Source organism: Saccharothrix sp. S26, assembly GCF_021390395.1.
In the GTDB taxonomy this organism is placed as follows: domain Bacteria; phylum Actinomycetota; class Actinomycetes; order Mycobacteriales; family Pseudonocardiaceae; genus Actinosynnema.
Window position 1 is genome coordinate 88,062 of sequence record NZ_JAJUWT010000010.1, and the last position, 20,420, is coordinate 108,481.

Sequence of the window (20,420 nt, forward strand, 5' to 3'; positions counted from 1 at the left end):
GGATACCCTCTGAGCTGCACTGATATACCTGATTCGTTGCGACGTAAGGGTGAAATCGCGGTCACCGGCGGTGGTGGGCGACTTCCTGCTCGGCGTCCTCGGCGGGCGGGATGCCGCGGTCGACGTGGTCGGCGTGGAAAAGTGCTTGCGCCAGCAGGGACTTCACGTGGTCGTTGGCCGCGGAGTAGTAGACGAACGTGCCCTCGCGGCGGCCCTTCACCAAACCCGCGAGGCGCAGCTTCGCCAGGTGCTGGCTGACCGCGGTCGGCGCGGCGCCCGCCAGCTCGGCGAGGCAGGCCACCGACGACTCGCCCTGCAGCAGCGCCCACAGCACCTTGATCCGGGTGGGGTCGGCGAGCAGGCGGAACGACTCGGCGGCCAGGTGCACCTGTTCGTCGTTGGGCATGTCGAAGTCCGACAGCGCGGTGTGCATGCCGACAGCCTACTTGCTTGCGTATCTGCGTGACTGCGCAGGTATGCTCGCAGCATCACGCGCGGGTCGAGCAGAGGGGGAACGGTGACGGGGAAGTCGCACGGGCACGGCCACGGGCATGGACACGGGCACGGCCATCGATCGGCGGACCGGGTCGACACCGCGCTGGAGAGCAGCAAGCGCGGGATGCGCGCCTTGGTCGTCTCGTTCGTGGCGCTGTTCGCCACGGCGGTCGCGCAGGCGGTGTTGGTGCTGGTCACGGGCTCGGTCGCGTTGCTGGGCGACACCGTGCACAACTTCGCCGACGCGCTGACCTCCGTGCCGCTGGCGATCGCGTTCGTGCTCGGCCGCCGTGCCGCGTCCCGCCGGTTCACCTACGGCCTCGGGCGGGCCGAGGACCTGGCCGGCGTCGTGATCGTGCTGGTGATCGCCGCGTCCGCGGTGTACGCCGGGTACGAGTCCGTGCGCGGCCTGCTCGACCCGCAGCCGGTGCGGCACCTGTGGATCGTGGCGGCGGCCGGCGTCGTCGGCTTCCTGGGCAACGAACTGGTCGCCCGCTACCGGATGCGGGTCGGCCGGGAGATCGGCTCGGCCGCGCTGGTCGCCGACGGCCTGCACGCCCGCACCGACGGCTTCACGTCGCTGGCCGTGGTCCTGGGCGGGATCGGCGTGGCCCTGGGCTTCCCCGCCGCCGACCCGCTCGTCGGCCTGGGCATGACGGTCGCCATCCTGTTCGTGCTGCGCGACGCGGCGGGCGAGGTCTTCGGCCGGCTGCTCGACGCGGTCGACCCGGCGTCGGTCGACCTGGCCGAACGCGCCGCCGCGCAGGTCGACGGCGTGGTGCGGGCCGACCGGGTGCGCATGAGGTGGACCGGTCACGTGCTGCGCGCCGAGCTGGCGATCGCGGTGGACGCGGGCCTGAGCGTCGAGCAGGGCCACCGCATCGCGCACGAGGTCGAGCACCACCTCAAGCGCGCCGTGCCCCGCCTGGCCGCCGTCACCGTGCACACCGAGCCCGCCACCGCGTCGGCGGCGGGCTGACCGCCTGTCGGTGCCGCGGCGTGCTCCTCTGTGGACCGCCCCCGCGTGCGGACAGCCGAAGGGCCGGGCAAAGCAGCCGATCGGACGTTGTCGGCGCGTTACGCGCACCCTACGGTCGGATCACGTCCGGTCGACGGCGAACCCTTGGAGGTCTGCGGTGTCGCGGAAACAGGTCGGCGCCGTGGTCGGCGCGCTCTTGCTCACCGGCTCCACCTTCTTCGCGATCCCCATCACGGCCAGTGCCGTGGACGACCGGCCCACCGCCGTCGTGTCCCTGGGCGACAGCGCGATGTCCGGCGAGGGCGCCGGCTCCTACGAACCGGGCACCGCGGGCGAGAACGGCAACTGGTGCCACCGCTCCACCCAGGCCATGGTGCACCGCACCCAGCTGGCCGACCGCACCTTCAACCTGGCCTGCTCGGGCGCGGACTCGGCGAACGTGTCGCTGGCCGACACCGTGCACTACACCGAGGGCTCCCAGGCGCGCCGGCTGATCGACATCGCCCGCCAGTACCGCGTCACGACGGTCCTGGTGCAGGTCGGCGCGAACGACGACGTCCGGTTCGCCGACACGATGGTCGACTGCGTCGCCGCGTGGGTGAACCCGTTCGGCGCGAGCTGCCGCTCGAAGCTGGAGCGCGAGTGGCCCGGCAGGCTGGCCGCCATGGCGCCCAAGGTCGAGAACGCGCTGCGCGACGTCCGCTCCGCGATGGCCCAGGCCGGCTACGCCGCCTCCGCCTACAACCTGGTCCTCACCTCGTACGCCTCACCGGTGACCGAGAAGATGGACCGCTACCTGCACGGCCCGCAGGGCTGCCCGCTGCGCCTGGCCGACGCCGCCTACGGCCGCACGGTCGCCGTGCCGCAGTTGTCCGAGGCGCTGCGCGGCGTGGCGACCCGGGCGGGCGTGAAGTTCCTCGACTTCTCCCGCGCCACGGAGAACCGCGAGGCGTGCAGCAAGGGCGAGAGCTCCGCGGGCGAGTGGCAGCGCCGGCTGACCGTCGACCCGTACGCGCTGGTGACCGGCGGCCTGGACGCCATCGGCCTGCACCTGGCCCAGCAGTCGTTCCACCCGAACGCCGACGGCCACGGCCAGCTCGGCCGCTGCGTCACCGAGTTCGTCACCGGCGGCGCGGGCTCGGCCCAGTGCCTGGCCGGGGCCGACGGCAACCTGCACGCCGTGGCATAAAAGCCCCTGACCACCGGAAACCGCTCCCACCCGACCGCGGGTGGGAGCGGTTTCCGGTTTCCGCGCAACCTTGATCACCCCGGCGGCGTCATAGGGGTGGATCAGCGAAATCGGATAGGGGAATCGCTTTGGGGGGACCGGTGTCCGAGAACGCCCTCGTCCGCGTGTGCGGACTGGTCGCGGTGGTGCTCGCCGCGGCCGCGTGCACGTCGACCGGAGCCGAGCCGCTCGACCCCGAGCTGGCGCCGCGCGGCACCGTGCAGACCACGGCCAAACCGACCAGGCAGGACCTGACCAACAAGGTCAGCCTGACCGGCAAGGTCACGATGAACCCGCTGTTCGGCATCGTCGCGCCGGTCGCGGGCGAGGTGCGCTACTGGACCGTCGCGGACCCGACGGGCACGCCGACCAAGCCCACCCGCGTCGCCACGGTCTGGGCCGACGGCAAGCCCACCAACGTCGACGTGCCCGCCGGGGCGACGTTCGGCGGACGCCTCGTCGACGACCGCGCCAAGGTCACCGCGGGCATGCCGATCGCGTCGGCCAAGCACGCGGGCTACGGCATCGTCGCGGAGGTCAGCGGCGAGCAGGCGTACCAGATCTCCGACGCCGCGCAGGGCACCGTGCAAGCGCAGATCAAGAACGGCCCCGGCCCGTTCCCGTGCGCCCTGCTCGGCACGATCGCCGCCCTGCCCCAGGGCACCGTCCCCGCGCCGCCGCCCGCGCGGGACCCCGAACCCGACACCGACGCCACCGGCGCGAAGACGCCCGCGCCGCCCGGCGACCGGCAGCCACCCGACACCTCCTCCGAACCCACCGGACTGCGCCTGGTGTGCACCGCGCCCGCCGACGTCAAGATGGTCAACGGCGCCGCCGCCACCCTCGAACTGGTCACCGCGTCCGTGCGGGACGCGCTGGTCGTGCCGGTCGAAGCGGTCGCGGGCGGCCAGGGCAAGGGCAAGGTCGACGTGGTCGGCGCCGACGGCGCCAAGCAGACCACCGACGTCGTGCTCGGCCTCACCGACGGCAAGGTGGTGGAGATCAAGTCCGGCCTGACCGGGGACGAGACGCTCGCCGTCCCGGGCCCGAACCTGCCGCCGGGCGAGGTCGCGGGCCAGGCCGAGCCGGGGACGGGCAAGTGACCACCACACCCCTGCTCGTGCCGCCACCGCCGTTGATCCACCTCACCGGCGTCACCAAGACCCTCAAGGGCCAGGACGAGCCGCGCACCATCCTCGCGGGCGTCGACCTGACCGTGCGCGCGGGCGACAGCGTCGCCATCCTCGGCCGCTCCGGCTCCGGCAAGAGCACGCTGCTCAGCCTGATCGGCCTGTTCGACCGGCCCGACGGCGGCCAGTACCTGTTGGGTGGCCGCGACATCACCCGGATCCCCGAGCGCAAGGCCGCCGCGTTGCGCAGCGCCGAGTTCGGCTTCGTGTTCCAGCGCTTCTTCCTGCTCAAGCACCTCACCGCCGCGCAGAACGTGGCCATGGCGCTGGTCAACGGACAGGGCTGGCTGCCGCGCCGCAAGCGCAAGGCGAAGGTGCTGGCGGCGTTGGACCGCGTCGGCATCGGCCACCTGGCCAAGCACAAGCCGCCCCGCCTGTCCGGCGGCGAGCAGCAACGCGTCGCGATCGCCCGCGCCCTGGTGCGCGAGCCGCGCATCCTGCTGGCCGACGAGCCGACCGGCGCGCTGGACACCGAGACCGGCAACCTGGTCGTCGAGGTGCTGCGCCAGGCCACCGAGGTCGGCTGCGGCCTCGTGCTGGTCACCCACGACCACGACCACGCGGCGAAGATGGGCCGGGTGCTGCACCTGTCCGACGGCCTGCTGCGCCCGGCCGGGCAGCGGGTGATCGCGTGATCAGGCTGTCGGGCAGGCTCCGGGCGTCGCTGATCATCGGCGGCCAGGGCATCCGGGCCCGCAAGCTGCGCACGTTCCTGTCCATGGTCAGCCTCTTCCTCGGCGTGCTCGCCGTGGTCGTGGTGCAGGCGGGGGCGGAGATCGCGAACCGGGCCATGCTCGCCGACGTCGAGCTGTACCAGGGCAAGGACGGCACCCGGCAGATGTACGTGCCGCCGGAGGGCCAGGCGGTGCCCGTGGCGCTGGAGGTGCTGGAGGGCCGCACCGACGCGGTGGCCATGACCACCTCGCGGGCGATCATCGGCGAACCCGGCGTGAAGCCGATCAACGAGGGCGGCGGGCCCATCGACCAGGTGGGCGACTACACGGGCCCGCGCATGACGTGCGACCAGAGCGGCTGCTACCCCGTCCAGGACGCCAACAGCGGCGCGCCCTCCGGACAGGCGGTGGAGCTCCAGCTCGTCGGGCTCACCGGGGACGTCCGCCAGTTCCGGCCGTTCCGCCCGTCGCAGGGCCGGTGGCTGGACTTCGGCGGCGAGCCGTCGCTCGCGCCCCGGCTCGTGCTCAACGAACAGGCCGCGAAGGCGTTCACGCGCTACCACGTGCCGGCGGAGATGAGGGTCGACGGCGCCACGGCCAACCCGACACCGCAGATCATCGGCGTGGTGGACGACGGCGGCTACCAGCCCGCCGCCTACGTGCGCGCCGACGAGCTGATGAACTGGATGCCGGTGGCGGAACTGGGCGACAGCAGCTCCGGCGGCGGCCTCCAGGTGCTCATGACGCCGACCGCGGTCGAGGTCGAACACGTCCTGCGGGCCAGGCTGGTCGCCGCGGGCACGCCCGAGGAGCAGATCCACGTCAACACCGTGGAGACGTTGAAGCGGATGTCCACCGAGCTGGCGCTCATGCGCTGGATCTTCCTGGGCATGGCCGCGCTCGTGCTGCTGATCGGCGTGGCCGGGATCCTCAACGTCGGCCTGGCCACGGTCGGCGAGCGCATCGAGGAGTTCGCGCTGCGCCGGGCCGTCGGCACGCCCCGGCTGCTGCTGGCGGGCATCGTGCTGGCCGAGACGCTGTTGACCGGTCTGCTCACGGCGGCGTTGGCGATCGGCGCGGGCGTGGTCGGGTTGCAACTGGCCATGACGGTGTTCGGCTCGCGGTTCCCGGCGCTGGAGGGCACCGCGTTCCCGTGGCAGGCGGGCGTCGCCGGGGTGATCGCGGGCCTGGTGGCCGGCGTCCTCGGCGGCCTCGTCCCAGCGTTGCGGGCGGCGCGCATCCCGATCTCCACGGTCATGCGCGCCTGACGCGTCACGGGGCGGCGGTCCGCGGCTTCGCACCGAGCCCGCCGGTTTCCGGTGCGCCACAACGGAGCCGGCACCGCCGTCCCGCCGGGCGGGACGGCCGTGCCACGGGAAAAGAAGAAGCGGCACCGATCCCGGTGTTCGAGGTTGCCCGAATGCGCATTCGCGGGTTAGGCTCCGCCACGTGACTGCCGGGTCGGCCATGGGCCACGAGCGAGAGAGTCACCCGGCCAAGGTTTGACCGCCGGGTGGGCCAGGGGCCCGCCGCACGCAGGCATTTCCCGGGTTTTCCGCGCACCTGTGCGCGATGTGCCCGCTGTTCTCACCTTCAGCGCACCCGCGTGGCACCGCTGTGCCCGCGCGCCTCCACAAAACCTTCACCGAAAACCACGGCGCATTTCACCCGTGGTGATCCGGTCATGCCCAAAATCAGGAGTCACACCCCAGATGGATTTCAACCAGCACGTGATCGACGAGTTCCGCGCCAACGCCGGACGCGTCGGCGGCCCCTTCGAAGGAGGCAGGCTCATCCTGCTGACCACCACCGGCGCCCGGACCGGCGCCCGGCACACCAACCCCGTCGGCTACCTGCCCGACGGCGACCGGATCGTGGTCATCGCGTCCGCCGGCGGCTCGCCCCGCCACCCCGACTGGTTCCACAACCTCGTGGCCAACCCCGTCGTCCAGGTCGAGGACGGCGTGTTCACCTACGAGGCCAAGGCCACCGTGCTCGACGGGGAGGAACGCGAGGCGCTGTGGGCGCGGGCGGTCGAAGCCGAACCCGGCTGGGCCGAGTACCAGGCCAAGACGTCACGGCGGATCCCCGTGATCGCGCTGACCCAGGTCTCCGGTGGCCCGCCGAACGCCTCCAGCTGGGGCGCTGCGCTCAAGCTCGTGCACGACGCGTTCCGCCGAGAGCTGGCCACCATCCGCCGCGAGGTCGCCTCGTCCCGGCCGACGCTCGGCGCGCAGCTCAAGGTCAACTGCCTGACCGCGTGCCAGGGACTGAGGTTCCACCACACGGCCGAGGACACCGGCACGTTCCCGATGCTGCGCGACCGGTTCCCGGAACTCGCGCCGACGCTCGACCGGCTCGGCGAGGAGCACGAGCGCATCGCCGAGCTGCTGGCGCGGCTCCAGCGGACCGTCGAACGCGGTGACGCGGCGACGTTGCGCGCGGACGTGGACGGGTTGATCGACGAGCTGGAGGCGCACCTGGCGTACGAGGAGGAGCAGATGATCCCGTTCCTCGACGCGTGAGGACCTGAAGCCACCGCGCGGGGGTGTCCTTCGCGCGGCGGAGTTTTCGCCCGGTTGATCGTCCACATCGGGTTGAATGCTCATGTTTCCCATCCACCGAGCAAGGAGATGTCCGTGGGCAGAGCAAGGGGCTTGGGGGCCCTGTTCGCCTCAGTGGTCGTCACGGCGACCGTGCTGAGCGCGTCCGGGGGAGCCACCGCCGCGCCGTCGACCCGCACCGCGCTGAACCCGGCGGCGGTCGCGGAGTCCGTGAGGTACCTCGTCGACAGCTACGGCGTGAGCGAACGGGAGGCGCTGCGCCGGCTCGCACTGCAGGACGAGTCCGCACGCCTGGACCGCGTGCTGCGCACCGAGAACGCGGCCGAGTACGGCGGCATGTGGCTCGACCAGACCTCCGGCGAGCTGGTGGTCGCCATGACCGACCCGGCCGCCGCGCGGCGGCACTTGGAGGACCTGCCCGACCGGTCGCGCGTGCGCACGCAGGCCGTGCGGCACTCGTTGGCCGACCTGAACGCCGCCAAGGACCGGATCGCCGCCAAGGTCGGCGCCGGGCCGGACGCGGTGTACCTGCCCGCGGTCGACGAGCGGGCCAACGAAGTGGTGCTGTGGGAACGCGCTTGGGTGGCGCGGGAGAAGTCCGCGCCGGTCGGGGCCGCGTCGGCCGACGTCGCCGCTGCGGGGGAGTCCGTGGCGCGGGAAGCCGTGGCGCGGGAAGCCGACGCCGCCCGCCGTGCCGTGTCGGAGGAGCCGAAGGTGGCCGTGCGGGCGAAGGTCCTGCCCAAGCCGAACCCGCTGGCGGCCACCTACCCCGACCGGGGCTACTGCCACCCGCTGGCGTGCGCCGGCTACGGCCCCATGCGCGGCGGGCTGCGGCTGGACATGAAGCGCGACGACGAGACGTGGGGCGGCTGCACGGCCGGCTTCAACCTGCGCTCCACCGGCGGCGGCCACCCGGGCAAGGCGTGGGTCCTCACCGCGGGCCACTGCATGGCGACCAAGACCAACAACACGCCGACGCGGCACAACGGCGTCCCGGTGCTCCAGCAGCACGGCATCGAGCGGAACTCGTACCCGTACGACTACGCGGCCGTGCTGTACGTCGACACCCCGACGCGGCAGACGTGGCTGGAGAACCACACGGGCCGCAACCGGGTGCTCAAGTACTGCTGGAACGGCGGCATGGACAGCAACATCGACACCCCGTGCGGCGAGCAGGAGAAGTCGGTCGACGAGTACATCACCGGCACCCACGGCCTGGCCGAGGTCAAGGCCGGCTGGGTGGTGTGCGCGACGGGCTCGGCGTCCAACGCGATCGACGACTCGGGCGCGGTCGACAGCGGCGCGGGCAAGGGCTACCGGGCGGGCACGCGGTGCGGCCGCGTGCTGTCCACCGACGTGGGCATCAACACCGACCTGTGCGCCCGCCGGGGCGACAGCGGCGGTCCGCTCTTCAGCCAGGTCGACCACACCGCGCTGGGCATCCTGGAGGGCAACCAGCAGTCCCGCTCCGGCGCGTGCGCGGCCGGCGAGCTGAACAACTACGTGCCGATCGACACGATCCTGACCGACATCCACACCCAGTACGCGAGCCTGCGCTCGAAGTTCTCGGTGATCACCACGCCGAACGGCTGAGTTCACGCCGGCTGGGTTCACCACGCCGGACGCACGCGGCTCCGGCTCACCCCGGTCCGCGTGCGGATCCGGTCCGGCCCGCCTCCTCCCGCACGCGGGGGAGGCGGGCCGCTCACGTTCACGGCCGGCGTCCTGCGTGCGGCGATCGGCGCACCCGTGCCCGGATCCCTGCGCGCCCCAGGGCTCGTGTCCTCGAGGCTGGCGTCCCCAGGGCTGGTGTCCTTCGGTGGGTTGGCTCGCGATCGGGTTCCCACCCAGGCCGCCCACCGTGCCCCTTGCCGCCTCCTTCTCTCCCGGCAACGTCAATGGTGCGGTGAAAGTTTCCGAGGCGAGGTAACCCATTGGGGTGATCTCCGCACCGAGCCGGGAGGTCAGGTGTGCCAGGCAGATCACCGGCGCGTTCAGATCGTGTCCATTGTGGTCACACCACGGCCTGGGCCGAGGATCACCGTGAAGGGTTGCGGTGGAGGTGACTGGTTGGTCAGTCAGTAGTGGCGGATGCCCCGGGACAGGGTCTTCGCCCACGGCGCGTCGACGTCATCCGCGTTCACCGCCATCACCAAGTGGCACAACATGCCCCTGGCGAAGAACTCCTGCACCTGCTCCTCGCCACCACCGGACACGCCGCGCACGTACTCGACCGTCCGCGCGTACCCCCGTTGCACGACCTCCCGCACGGCCGGTTCCGAGATCGCCGCGCACTGGGCGTGCATCTGGACCAACAGCAGCGTGTTCTCCTCCGCGATCAGGCGCGCGTAAGCCTCACCCATCGCGCCCAGGACCGCCTCCGGCGTGCTGCCCCTGGCCGCGGCGACCCCGTCGGCCAGGCTTTCCCTGATCCGTGCGAAGCAGTGCTCGACCACGGCGAGGAACAGTGCCTCCTTGTCCGGGAACAGCCGGTAGACGTAGGCCTGCGAGATCCCGGCCGACTTCGCGACCTCGCCGGTGGTGGTGCCGTAGTAGCCGCGCGCGGCGAACGCGCCCAGAGCGGTGCGCAGGACCGTCTCGCGGCGTTCCTCGGCGGTCGACAGTCGGCGTTCGCGTGATGCGGCGGGCATGAGTGTAATCCACCACTCACACCCCTCGGAGTCAAGTCGAAGGTCTCCGCCGCGCTCGCGGGCGGCCGGAAGAAGTCCCGTCGATCGACGGATTGTGAGCAGATCGTCCGCCACGGACGATGAGTCGCCGGCAGAGGGGCCGGCTGGATAGTTCCCTGCGATCTCGACGTCCGGCCACCCTGCGAGCACGATCCCGGCCGGGCGCGGGAAGGATCAACCGTGCGCGACACCCTGAGAAGGACGCTTGCCCTGGGGACGGGCATCGTCGCCGTCCTGGCCGCGTTCGCCGGCCACGCCACCGCCGCTCCCCCGCCGCCGGACGCGGGCACCCCGACGCCCATGGTCGTCGGCGGCACCCAAGCCGCCAAGGGCGAGTTCCCCTGGATGGTCCGCCTGTCCATGGGCTGCGGCGGCGCGATGCTGACCGAGCAGCTCGTGCTGACGGCGGCGCACTGCGTCAGCCGCACCGGCAACAACACCTCCATCACCGCCACCTACGGCGTGGTGGACCTCCAGGACACCTCCCGCGTCACCCGCACGTCCACCTACGTGCACCGCTCACCCACCTATGACACGGCCACCGGCGGCGACTGGGCGATCATCAAGCTCGGCAGCCCGATCACCGGCGCGGCCCTGCTGCCCATCGCCACCACGGCCGCCTACAACACCGGCGTGTTCACCGTGGCCGGTTGGGGTGCCACGCGGGAGGGCGGCGGCCAGTCGCGCTACCTGCTCAAGGCGAACGTCGACTACATCGACGACACCACGTGCAAGAACTCCGACCCGTACTACGCCGACCTGATCCCGGCCGCCGAGCTGTGCGCGGGCAAGCTCGCGGGTGGCGTGGACACCTGCCAGGGCGACTCGGGCGGGCCGATGTTCCGCCGCGACAACAACGGCGCGTGGGTCCAGGTCGGCATCGTCAGCCACGGCAACGGGTGCGCGCGGCCGGACAACCCCGGCGTCTACACCGAGGTGAGCACGTTCGCGGCGGCCATCAACCAGGCGGCGGCCAACCTCGGCGGCACGCCGCAGCCGCCCGGCAAGGTGTTCGAGAACCTGGACGACGTGGCCATCCCCGACGCGGGCGTGGCCGTCTACAGCAACGTCACCGTCACCGGCGTCACGGGCAACGCGCCGTCCACCCTGAAGGTCGGCGTGGACATCAAGCACAGCTACAGCGGTGACCTGGTGATCGACCTGGTCGCGCCGGACGGCTCCACCTACCGGTTGAAGAGCTCCAGCAGCTCCAGCACGCCCAACGTGGTCACCACCTACACGGTGAACGCCTCCTCCGAGGTCGCCAACGGCACGTGGCGGCTCAAGGTGCAGGACGTCTACAGCCAGGACACCGGCTACGTGGACGCCTGGCGCCTCACCTTCTGAAAAACCCCGCACCACCCGACGACCGCGCGCCGAGCACTCGGCGCGCGGTTTGTCATCTCCGTGCCAAAAGTCGTCCCGGAAATCCTCGTCCCGGTGCCAAATGTGTTCAAGAGTCGCCGACTGTCTCGTTTGCGCAGGTCGCAGGCCAGGTAATTGTCCGAAGGTGACAATTTTCGCGGCCGTTCGGAAATGGGTATCCGGCAGTCTTGCGCAAGTGTTGCGCCGTGGTTAATTTCGGCGAGCGGCACGCCTGCGAACCAATTCCCGTCCTTCATCCGCCGGTGTGCGCCCGACGTCAGGGAGGACGTTCCCGTGAGACACAGAAGACCAGCCCGCGGGCTGACCAGGCTCGGCGCGGCGGCCACCGCCGCCATGGTCGTCGCGGGCCTCGCGATCGGCGTGGGCACCGGTTCGGCCGCGCAAGGCGACCTCACCCAGACCTACACGTGCCCGTTCCCCCTGATCGGCGACCAGAACGTCGCCGTGACCATCAAGACCACGCAGCCCGGCTCGGTCGCCGCCGGCACGTTCACGCCGAAGCTCGACATCACCGCGGTGTCCAACGCGGGCCCGACGGCGACCCAGGGCCTGCGCCTGGTCGGCGCCGAGACGATCCGCGGCACCGCCCGCGCGACCTCGAAGGTCACCGCGCCCGGCACCCAGGGCGCGCTCACCGTGCAGGTCGCCACCGACGTGCCGAACCAGCCGATCCCGGCCGTGGGCAACGACCTGGTGCTCAACGCCGTCGGTTCCGCGCCCGGCCTGCGCTTCGACCAGCCCGGCACGGCCACGGTCGAGGTGACCGACCTGGTGCTGGAGATGACCCCGCTGCGGGCCGACGGCACGCCGACCGACCTGGGTACGTTCGTGGCCGACTGCACGCCGGAACCCGGCCAGGACACCGTGTTGCAGACCTACGCCGTCACCGGCGCGGCCGTCACGCCCGAGACCCCGGCGGGCACCGGCGGCACGCCACCGCTGCGCCAGACCTACACCTGCCCGTTCCCGTTGATCGGCAACCAGAACGTCACCGTGGACATCGACACGGCCCTGCCCGCCCGGATCGGCGTCGGCGAGTTCACGCCGCAGATCGGCATCAGGGCGGTGTCCAACGCCGGGCCCACCGCGACGCAGGGCCTGCGCCTGGTCGGCGCGGAGACCATCCAGGGCACGGCGGTCGCCACCTCGCTGGTGACCTCGCCGGGCGGCCACCAGGCCGTGGCCGTGCCGACGACCGTGCCGAACCAGCCGATCCCGGCGAGCGGCGACCTCGTCATCAACGCCGCCGGCACCGCGCCCGCGCTGCGGTTCGACCAGCCGGGCACGGCGACGCTGTCCGTGCACGACCTCGTGCTCACCATGACGCCGAAGCGGGCCGACGGCACCGACACCGGCCTGGGCACGTTCGTCGCGGACTGCACGCCGGTCGACCCGGCCCAGCGGACCGTGCTGCACACGTTCACCGTCACCCCGGCGGCGGACACCGAAGCGCCCTCCACCCCGGCCGGCCTGACCGTCGGCGAGACCACGCAGACCAGCGTCGCCCTCACGTGGGCCGCGGCCACCGACAACGTCGGCGTCACCGGCTACGACGTCTACCGCGGCACCACCTTGGCCGTCAGTGTCGAGGGCACCAGCGCCACGGTGGACGGCCTGGCCCCTGACACCGAGTACAGCTTCACCGTCGTGGCCAAGGACGCGGCGGGCAACCGCTCGTCCGCCGGCACCCCGGTCACGGCCCGCACCAAGCCCGCGCCCGACACCCAGGCCCCGACCGCGCCGGGCAACCTCGCCTCCACCGGCGTGACGCCGACCAGCGTGAGCCTGGAGTGGTCGGCCGCCGGCGACAACGTCGGCGTCACGGGCTACGAGGTGTTCAACGGCACGACGTCGGTCGCCACCACCACTGGCACGAGCGCCACCGTGGACGGGCTGAGCCCGAACACCGAGTACACGTTCACCGTCCGGGCTCGGGACGCCGCCGGCAACGAGTCGGCCCCGAGCGCCGCGCTCACCGTTCGCACAATCGAAGCGCCCGACACGCAAGGTCCGAGCGCCCCGGCCAACCTGCGCCCGACCGGCGCGTCCGCGTCGAGCATCGGCCTGGCCTGGGACGCGTCCACCGACAACGTGGGCGTCACCGGCTACGACGTCTACCGCGGCACCACCTTGGCCGTCAGTGTCGAGGGCACCAGCGCCACGGTGGACGGCCTGGCCCCTGACACCGAGTACAGCTTCACCGTCGTGGCCAAGGACGCGGCGGGCAACCGTTCCGCGCCCAGTGCCGCCGTCACCGCCCGCACGCAGACCGCGCCGGACACGGAGGGCCCGACCGTGCCGACCGGTCTCGCGGTCACCGGCGTCACGCAGTCCAGCGTCACCCTGGGCTGGACCGCGTCGAACGACAACGTCGGCGTCACGGGTTACGACGTCTACCGGGGCGGCACGCTCGGGGTGAGCGTCGAGGGCACCAGCGCCACGATCGACGGCCTGACCGCCGGCACCGAGTACAGCTTCACGGTGGTGGCGAAGGACGCGGCGGGCAACCGTTCCGCGGCCAGTGCCGCCGTCACCGCACGCACCGAGGACGCGCCGGACACGCAAGCCCCGACCGCGCCGAGCGCGCTGCGGTCCACCGCGCAGACCCAGAACAGCGTCACGCTGGCGTGGGACGTCTCAACCGACAACGTGGGCGTGACGGGCTACGAGGTGTTCAACGGTGGCACGTCGGTCGCCACCACCACCGGCACCGCGGCCACCGTCAGCGGCCTGAGCCCTGACACGGAGTACGCGTTCACCGTCGTGGCCAAGGATGCGGCGGGCAACACGTCCGCCCGCAGCGCCGAGGTGAAGGTCCGCACCAAGCCGGGCCAGGGCCCGCCGGTCGTGAGGTTCGGCTACGACCTGTCCGGCAGCACCAGGATCAAGGCCGCCAACGGCACGGTCCCGCTCACCGGCGGCATCGACGCGGCGCTGGACCTGTCCACCGGCGCGTTCGAGGCCGACCTGACCCTCAACCCGACCTCCGGCCACTTCAAGGCGTTCGGCTTCGTGCCGGTCAAGGCGAAGATCCAGTTCGTGCCGGCCGCCAAGACCACCGGCACGCTGGCGGGCGGCGTGCTCAAGTCGACGTCGAGCGTGACGGTGAAGTTGCCGCACGTCACCGTGCTCGGCATCCCGGTCAGCAGCAGCCCCGACTGCCGGACCAGGACGCCCGCGTCGATCCCGCTGGAGTCCAGGCCCGGGTTCGACCCGCTCGCCGGCGGCACCCTGGCGGGCGTCTACACGCTGCCCGCGCTGACCGGCTGCGGTCCGCTCACCGGCCTGATCAGCGGTGTGACGTCGGGTCCGGGCAACACCATCGAGGTGAAGCTGGCACCGCGCGCGCGGCGCTGACACCCCGACCGCGTGGCCCCGCCCGGACCCCCGGACGGGGCCACGCGCCAACGGAAGAAGTCCACGGCCCCACAGTCGCCGGATGACGCATGCGGTGGTTGTTGGGCGGGCTGCCGGCGGCGCGCGTGTTGGTCGGCTCCTACGACCGCGACCCGCTGCGCGACGAGGCGGGCACCGGCGCTGCGCGATGGTGACGCCGACCCGGCGCTGCCGGAGATCCCCTGCCACCGGTCGCCGTCCACCAAGGTCGAGGCTCGCGCCGCGAGTGGGACCGGCCACGCCCGCTCGACGGCTACCTTGGTGACCATGCTGCTGCCGTCCGCGATGTTCGCGGTGAGCGCCGTCTACGTGATCGCGGGTGTGATCGGCCGCCGGGTGCAGCCGCGCAACCGCGTCGGGCCGCTGTTCGTGCTCGTCGGCGTGGGCTGGCTGCTGGACTACACCGTCGACGACGGGTCGTTTCTGTTCATGCTGGTCTGCAAGGCGTGGCCGGCCCTGCTGGGGCACGTGCTGCTGGCGTTCCCGACCGGCAGGTTGCGCACCCTGCCCCGGCGGCTGGCCGTCGCCGCCGGGTACGTCGAGACCCTGGTGCTGGGCGTGGCGTTCGAGTTCGAGCGCCTGCCGTGGGCGGCCGCGGCCATCGACGCCGAGACCGGGGCGACCGCCGTCATCGGTTTCTCGATGTTGGGCCTGCAACTGCACCGCTGGCGGGTCAGCAGCATCGCGCAACGGCGGACGCTGACCGCGATGGTCGGCGCGGCGGCGGTGGCGATCGTCGTGTTCGTGGTGTGGGAACCGGTGGAACGCGCGGGCCTGCAACCGCCGCTGGTGGTGTTGATGCTGGCGTTGAGCGGCATCCCGTTCGCCTACCTGGCCGGGTTGCTGCGCCGCCGGATGGACCGCGGCGAGGTGGCCGACCTGGTGGTGCGGCTCAGCGGCGACAGCAGGCACGCCGGCGTGCAGGAGGCGCTGGCCGCCACGCTGCACGACCCGGGACTGCGGGTGGCCTACTGGGTGGCCGAGCAGGAGCGGTACGTGGACGTGGACGGCCGGCCGGTGGCGCTGGACTCGGTGCACACCAGGGTCGACCGGGGTGGTGTGCCGGTCGCCGTGCTGCTGCACGACCCGGTGCTGGACCTGGAACTGGTGGACGCCGCGTGCGCCGCGGTGGGGCTCGCGCTGGAGAACGAACGGCTCACCGCGGAGCTGCGCGCGAAGGTCCGGCAACTGGCCGAGTCGCGCGCGAAGGTGCTGCGGGCGGCCGAGCAAGGCCGGCGTCGGCTGGAGCGCGACCTGCACGACGGCGTCCAGCAGCGGCTGCTGTCGGCGGCGATGACGCTGGGGCTGGCCGAGACCGTGCCGCCCGACCGCGCGCGGGCGCTCGCCGCCGAGGCCAAGCAGGCCGTGCTGGCCACCATCGACGACCTGCGCGCGGTGTGCCACGGCATCCACCCGCCGGTGTTGGCCGAACGGGGCCTGCACGGCGCGGTGCGCGAGCTGACCGCGTTGGCCGAGCCGAGGGTGGACCTCACGCTGGACCTGCCGGACACCGTGCCGCCGCTGGTGGAGACGACCGCGTACTACGTCGTGGCCGAGGCGCTGGCGAACGTCACCAAGCACGCCGAGGCGTCCCGGACCGAGGTCGTGATCACCGGCCGGGGCGGGCGGCTGGTCGTGCGGGTGGACGACGACGGGCGCGGGGGAGCGGACCCGGCGCACGGCTCGGGGCTGCGCGGCCTGAGCGAGCGGGTGGAGGCGAACGGGGGCACGATGCGGGTGGTCAGCGCGGCGCGGACGGGCACGAGCGTGCGGGTGGTGCTGCCGTGCGGGTCGTGATCGCGGAGGACTCGACGTTGCTGCGCGAGGGGCTGGCGCGGCTGCTCGCCGAGGCCGGGTTCGAGGTCGTGGCGGCGGTGGAGGACGCGCCGTCGTTGCTGGCCGCGGTGGACGCGCACCGGCCCGACGTGGCCATCGTGGACATCCGGATGCCGCCCACGCACACCGACGAGGGGCTGCGGGCGGCGGTGGCGTTGCGCCGGCAGTACCCGGCCACGGGCGTGCTCGTGCTCTCGCAGTACGTGCGGGTCAGCTACGCGGCCGAGCTGCTGGACGCGGGCGCCGACGGCGTCGGCTACCTGCTCAAGGACCGCGTGTCCGACCTGGCCGAGTTCACCGGCGCGGTCCGGCGCGTCGGCGCGGGCGGCTCGGCGTTCGACCCGGACGTGGTGAGCCGGCTGCTGGTGCGGCGGCGCGACGACAGCGACGACCGGCTGACCGAGCGGGAGCGGGCGGTGCTCGCGCTGATGGCCGAGGGGCGCACCAACCAGGCCATCGCGCAGCGGCTGTTCATCACCGAGCGGACCGTGGAGAAGCACTGCACCAACATCTTCACCAAGCTGGACCTGTCCGCCAGCCCGCACGACCACCGCCGCGTGCTCGCCGTCCTGCGCTACCTCAACGCCTGAGGAGGTGCGGTTAACCGCACCACGCGGTAGTGGTGGCACGATTCCGGCGCGCCCGGCCCGACCGCCAGGCTCGACCCCATGAAAACGGGGCGGGAGAGGGAAGACCTGGCGACGAGCCGCCGGCCGCGGGCGGACTACCGCACGGACCTGGTCACCGTGCTGCTGGGCACCTGGTTCTCGATCGGGCTGTTCCTCGACGCGTGGGCGCACTCCAACGTGCCCGAGCTGGAGTCGTTCTTCACGCCGTGGCACGCGGTGTTCTACTCGGGCTTCGCCGCGACCGGCGCGTGGATCCTGTGGGTGCTGTGGCGCAACCACCAGCAGGGGCTGCGAGGGTTGGACGCGGTGCCGGTCGGCTACGGGCCCGCGGTGCTCGCGCTGCCCGTGTTCGCCGCAGCCGGTGTCGGCGACTACCTGTGGCACACGTTCATCGGCATCGAGCAGGGCATCGACATCCTGTTCAGCCCGACCCACCTCGTGCTGATCACGTCGATGATCGTCATCCTCACCACGCCGCTGCGCACGCTGTGGAGCGACCGGGCCGTGGTGGCCCCGACCTTGCGGCGGTTCCTGCCGGCGGGGCTGGCGCTGGCGTTCGCCACCTCGCTGGTGCTGCTGTTCGCGAGCTTCGCCGACGCGTCCGGCTACACCGGCGCGCAGGTGATCAAGGCGTTCACCTTCGACAAGGGCGCGGGCGGCTCGGGCCGCGCGTCGGACCTGGCGTCCTCGATCCTGGTCACCAACATCGTCATGATCATGCCGCTGCTGCTGGTCACCCGCCGGTTCCGGTTGCCGTTCGGCGTCGCGACCCTGCTCGCGGTCGTGGTGATGGGGCTCAGCACGGCCACCGCCGCCTACACCAACCTGAGCACCGCCATCGGGTTCATCGTCTCCGGCGTGCTGATCGACGTGCTGCTGCGCAAGCTGGACCCCTCGGAGGACCGGCTCAAGCAGTACCGGGTCTTCGCGGCGGCCGCGTCGTTCGTCACGTGGGCGGTGTACTTCGCGTCGGCCATCATCGACCAGGGCACGACGCCCAGCGTCACCGAGATGTGGACCGGCGCGCCGGTCATGGCCGCGTTGCACGGCCTGCTGATGGCGGTCCTGCTCGTGCCGACCGCCCGCCGGTGAGGGCGCTGCTCGCGGCGCTGGTCCTGCTGGTGGCCACCGCGACCCCGGCCCAGGCGCACGCGGGCGGCCTCACGCCCCAGGACCACCTGAGCCGGGTCACCGAGATCGACCCGCCGCTGCCCGGCGTGACCGCGGCGATGGTCAACCACGGCTCCCAGTTGGAGATCCGCAACGGTGGCCGCACCCCGCTCGCGGTCGCCGACCACGTGGTCGCGCCCGGTGAGACGTACCGCTTCCGCGACGACCGCACCACCGCGCCGCGGTGGGAGGTGCCGCTGGGCACGTCGGTGGTGAAGGGTCGGGTGGACGTCACGCCGGGCCCGAACCCGGTGTGGTGGCTGCTGGTCACGCTCGCGCTCGCCCTCGGCGGCTACCTGCTGGGACGTCGGCGGGCGCTGCTCGCCGCGGGCGTGGTCGTGGTGACCGGGGCGCACGTGTGGCACGCGGTCGGCTCCGCGCTCGCCGTGACCGGCCAGTCGTTGCCGCTGCTGCTCGGCGCGAGCGGCGTCGGCCTGGTGGCGTGGCCGCTGACCGTGGTCGCCGCGGTGGCCGCCGTCCGGCGCAGGCCCGCGACCGCGTTCGTCGCGGCCGTCGTCGGCGCGATGCTCGTGGTGGCGGGGATCCCCGACTTCGACAGCTTCCGGTTCTCCCGGCTGCCGTTCGCCGGTCCGGCCGACCTGGACCGGCTGCTCGTGGCCCTCACGCTCGGCGGTGGCCTCGGCCTGGCCGCGGGCGGCTTCGACTACCTGAGAAGGACTGGTCCCACCCCATGAGGATCGCGCACGCCCTGCTGCTCGCGCTGTTCGTGCTCGCCGGCTGCGCGTCCACGCCCCCAGCCTCGCCCCCAGCCTCGCCACCGGCCGAGCCGCTGGTGCTGCGGCTGTCGGCCGACGAGCCGTCGCCGCAGCGGGTGGAGGCGGTGCGCGGCCAGTCTGTCGAGCTCACCGTGACCAGCGAGGAACCCGTGGACGTGCATGTGCACGGCGTCGACGTGCTGGCCAAGGCCGAGCGCGGGAAACCGGCCGTGCTGGCGTTCACCGTGGACCGGACGGGCACGTTCGACGTCGAGGCGCACCCCGACACGCTGCTCGTGCGGTTGGTGGTGCGGTGACGGTCCTGGCCCACGGGGTCGGCGCGCGGCACGACCTGCCGCTGCCCCTGGACCTCGTGCTGCAAGGCGCGGCGGTGGCGCTGCTGGCGTCGTTCCTGGCGTTGGGGGTGCTGTGGACGAGGCCCCGGTTCGCCGCCGTCGAGCCGGGGCCCGAGCGCGACTGGTGGCCCGTGCGGCTGCTGGTCGCGGTCGGGCTGGTGCTCGTGCCGGCGCAGGCGTGGCCGCACCTGGTGTTCGTGCTGCTGTGGGTCGGCGTGGCGGTCCTGTCGGTGCTGCTCGGCCCGGTGTGGCGGGTGCTCAACCCGCTGCGCCTGGCCACCCGCGTCACGCTCGGCCGCCCGTACCCGCACCGGCTGGGCCACTGGCCGGCCGCGCTGGGGCTGCTCGCGTTCACGTGGGTGGAGCTGGTGTCGCCGGACGCGCTGCCGTGGTTCCTGGTGGCGCACGCGGTGGTGAACGTGGCCGGCGGTGTGGTGTACGGCGGCGCGTGGTTCGAGCGGGCCGACGGGTTCGAGGTGTTCTCCACGCTGCTGGGCAGGCTGTCGCCGTTGCGCGGCAACCCGTTCCGCGCGCTCGCCGCCACGCCCGTGCGGCCCGGCCTGGTCGCGGTGGTGGCCGTGCTGCTGGGCTCGACCGCGTTCGACGGCATCGGTTCCAGCCCGGCCTGGGAACGGCTGTCCGTGCCCGACACCGTCGGCCTGTCGGCGGCGGTGGCGCTGGTCGCGGGCAGCTACCTGGCGGCGTGCCGGTCGTCCGGCGGGCCGCTCGCCCACTCGATGGTGCCGATCATCGCCGGGTACGTGGTGGCGCACTACTACTCGCTGCTCGCCGTGGAGGGCCAGCGGGCCGTCGCGCTGCTGTTCGGCGTCACCGGCTTTGCCCCGCACGACGGACCGGCGTCACCCGTGCTGGTGGCATCCGTTCAGGTCGGGGCGGTGCTCGCGGGGCACCTGGTGGCCGTGGTGTCAGCGCACGACCGGGCGCTGCGGCTGCTGCCGCCCGGCAGGCACCTGACCGGCCAGGTCCCGTTGTTGCTGCTCATGGTGGGGTACACGGCGGGCGGCCTGGCCCTGTTGTTCGCCGGTTGAACGACTTTCCCGTCATTGGCGACCGTCCGTCATGACAAGAAGTACTCGATCGGGCGAGGTAA

17 protein-coding genes and 1 pseudogene are annotated in these 20,420 nt (G+C 72.6%); 16 read left to right on the plus strand and 2 right to left on the minus strand.

Annotated elements, in window-relative coordinates; genetic code table 11:
* Window positions 1-61: 61 nt before the first annotated feature.
* Window positions 62-433 (minus strand): metalloregulator ArsR/SmtB family transcription factor, encoded by a 372-nt coding sequence (locus LZG04_RS17555; RefSeq protein ID WP_233818285.1) that lies wholly within the window; start codon window positions 431-433, stop codon window positions 62-64.
* 84 nt (window positions 434-517) lie between these two features.
* Between LZG04_RS17555 and LZG04_RS17560 the strand changes: the two genes are divergently transcribed.
* The 7 genes from LZG04_RS17560 (at window position 518) to LZG04_RS17590 (ending at window position 8,723) form a co-directional block, all read left to right on the plus strand.
* A complete protein-coding gene (locus LZG04_RS17560) occupies window positions 518-1,474 on the plus strand; it encodes a cation diffusion facilitator family transporter (protein WP_233818287.1) in 957 nt (318 codons plus the stop codon).
* A gap of 157 nt (window positions 1,475-1,631) precedes the next feature.
* Window positions 1,632-2,663, plus strand: a complete 1,032-nt coding sequence (locus LZG04_RS17565) for a GDSL-type esterase/lipase family protein (RefSeq protein WP_233818289.1) — start codon at window positions 1,632-1,634, stop codon at window positions 2,661-2,663.
* Window positions 2,664-2,803: 140 nt separating this feature from the next.
* A complete protein-coding gene (locus tag LZG04_RS17570) occupies window positions 2,804-3,805 on the plus strand; it encodes an efflux RND transporter periplasmic adaptor subunit (protein ID WP_233818291.1) in 1,002 nt (333 codons plus the stop codon).
* Window positions 3,802-4,527, plus strand: a complete 726-nt coding sequence (locus LZG04_RS17575; protein ID WP_233818293.1) for an ABC transporter ATP-binding protein — start codon at window positions 3,802-3,804, stop codon at window positions 4,525-4,527. The genes LZG04_RS17570 and LZG04_RS17575 overlap by 4 nt, the downstream gene beginning before the upstream one ends.
* Window positions 4,524-5,834, plus strand: a complete 1,311-nt coding sequence (locus LZG04_RS17580; protein ID WP_233818295.1) for an ABC transporter permease — start codon at window positions 4,524-4,526, stop codon at window positions 5,832-5,834. The genes LZG04_RS17575 and LZG04_RS17580 overlap by 4 nt, the downstream gene beginning before the upstream one ends.
* A 444-nt stretch (window positions 5,835-6,278) precedes the next feature.
* Window positions 6,279-7,091 (plus strand): nitroreductase/quinone reductase family protein, encoded by an 813-nt coding sequence (locus LZG04_RS17585; protein WP_233818297.1) that lies wholly within the window; start codon window positions 6,279-6,281, stop codon window positions 7,089-7,091.
* 108 nt (window positions 7,092-7,199) lie between these two features.
* Window positions 7,200-8,723: a S1 family peptidase gene (locus LZG04_RS17590; RefSeq protein WP_233818299.1), complete on the plus strand. Its 1,524-nt coding sequence runs from the start codon at window positions 7,200-7,202 to the stop codon at window positions 8,721-8,723.
* 485 nt (window positions 8,724-9,208) lie between these two features.
* Here LZG04_RS17590 and LZG04_RS17595 read toward each other — a convergent pair whose 3' ends face one another.
* Entirely contained in the window at window positions 9,209-9,781 is a 573-nt protein-coding gene (locus LZG04_RS17595) for a TetR/AcrR family transcriptional regulator (protein WP_233818301.1), read from the minus strand.
* Between the two features lie 219 nt (window positions 9,782-10,000).
* On the opposite strand from LZG04_RS17595, the pseudogene LZG04_RS17600 reads away from it, so the two are divergent.
* The 9 genes and pseudogenes from LZG04_RS17600 to LZG04_RS17635 all read left to right on the plus strand — a co-directional run.
* Window positions 10,001-10,801: pseudogene (locus LZG04_RS17600) on the plus strand (trypsin-like serine protease); the annotation flags it as partial.
* Window positions 10,802-10,870: 69 nt separating this feature from the next.
* Window positions 10,871-11,167: a proprotein convertase P-domain-containing protein gene (locus tag LZG04_RS42590; RefSeq protein WP_308199168.1), complete on the plus strand. Its 297-nt coding sequence runs from the start codon at window positions 10,871-10,873 to the stop codon at window positions 11,165-11,167.
* Window positions 11,168-11,479: 312 nt separating this feature from the next.
* Complete coding sequence (locus LZG04_RS17605) at window positions 11,480-14,563, plus strand: fibronectin type III domain-containing protein (RefSeq protein ID WP_308199148.1); 3,084 nt, start codon at window positions 11,480-11,482, stop codon at window positions 14,561-14,563.
* 306 nt (window positions 14,564-14,869) lie between these two features.
* A complete protein-coding gene (locus LZG04_RS17610; protein WP_233818305.1) occupies window positions 14,870-16,399 on the plus strand; it encodes a sensor histidine kinase in 1,530 nt (509 codons plus the stop codon).
* Window positions 16,387-17,028 carry a response regulator transcription factor gene (locus LZG04_RS17615; protein WP_233818307.1) on the plus strand — a complete coding sequence of 214 codons (642 nt, stop codon included), beginning with the start codon at window positions 16,387-16,389 and terminating at the stop codon, window positions 17,026-17,028. The genes LZG04_RS17610 and LZG04_RS17615 overlap by 13 nt, the downstream gene beginning before the upstream one ends.
* Before the next feature lie 78 nt (window positions 17,029-17,106).
* A complete protein-coding gene (locus tag LZG04_RS17620; RefSeq protein ID WP_233818308.1) occupies window positions 17,107-18,159 on the plus strand; it encodes a hypothetical protein in 1,053 nt (350 codons plus the stop codon).
* Window positions 18,156-18,932: a hypothetical protein gene (locus tag LZG04_RS17625; RefSeq protein WP_233818310.1), complete on the plus strand. Its 777-nt coding sequence runs from the start codon at window positions 18,156-18,158 to the stop codon at window positions 18,930-18,932. Before LZG04_RS17620 ends, LZG04_RS17625 begins: the two co-directional genes overlap by 4 nt.
* Window positions 18,929-19,270 carry a hypothetical protein gene (locus LZG04_RS17630; RefSeq protein ID WP_233818312.1) on the plus strand — a complete coding sequence of 114 codons (342 nt, stop codon included), beginning with the start codon at window positions 18,929-18,931 and terminating at the stop codon, window positions 19,268-19,270. Before LZG04_RS17625 ends, LZG04_RS17630 begins: the two co-directional genes overlap by 4 nt.
* Window positions 19,267-20,358, plus strand: coding sequence for a hypothetical protein (locus LZG04_RS17635; protein ID WP_233818314.1), 1,092 nt, complete (start codon window positions 19,267-19,269; stop codon window positions 20,356-20,358). Before LZG04_RS17630 ends, LZG04_RS17635 begins: the two co-directional genes overlap by 4 nt.
* Window positions 20,359-20,420: the final 62 nt, after the last annotated feature.

Bases quoted from the DNA above. Each gene is read 5' to 3' on its own strand.
- LZG04_RS17585 (WP_233818297.1), top strand. From the start codon at position 6,279: ATGGATTTCAACCAGCACGTGATCGACGAGTTCCGCGCCAACGCCGGA.
- LZG04_RS17555 (WP_233818285.1), bottom strand. From the start codon at position 433: ATGCACACCGCGCTGTCGGACTTCGACATGCCCAACGACGAACAGGTG.
- LZG04_RS17620 (WP_233818308.1), top strand. From the start codon at position 17,107: ATGAAAACGGGGCGGGAGAGGGAAGACCTGGCGACGAGCCGCCGGCCG.
- LZG04_RS17590 (WP_233818299.1), top strand. From the start codon at position 7,200: ATGTCCGTGGGCAGAGCAAGGGGCTTGGGGGCCCTGTTCGCCTCAGTG.
- LZG04_RS17630 (WP_233818312.1), top strand. From the start codon at position 18,929: ATGAGGATCGCGCACGCCCTGCTGCTCGCGCTGTTCGTGCTCGCCGGC.
- LZG04_RS17610 (WP_233818305.1), top strand. From the start codon at position 14,870: ATGCTGCTGCCGTCCGCGATGTTCGCGGTGAGCGCCGTCTACGTGATC.
- LZG04_RS17595 (WP_233818301.1), bottom strand. From the start codon at position 9,781: ATGCCCGCCGCATCACGCGAACGCCGACTGTCGACCGCCGAGGAACGC.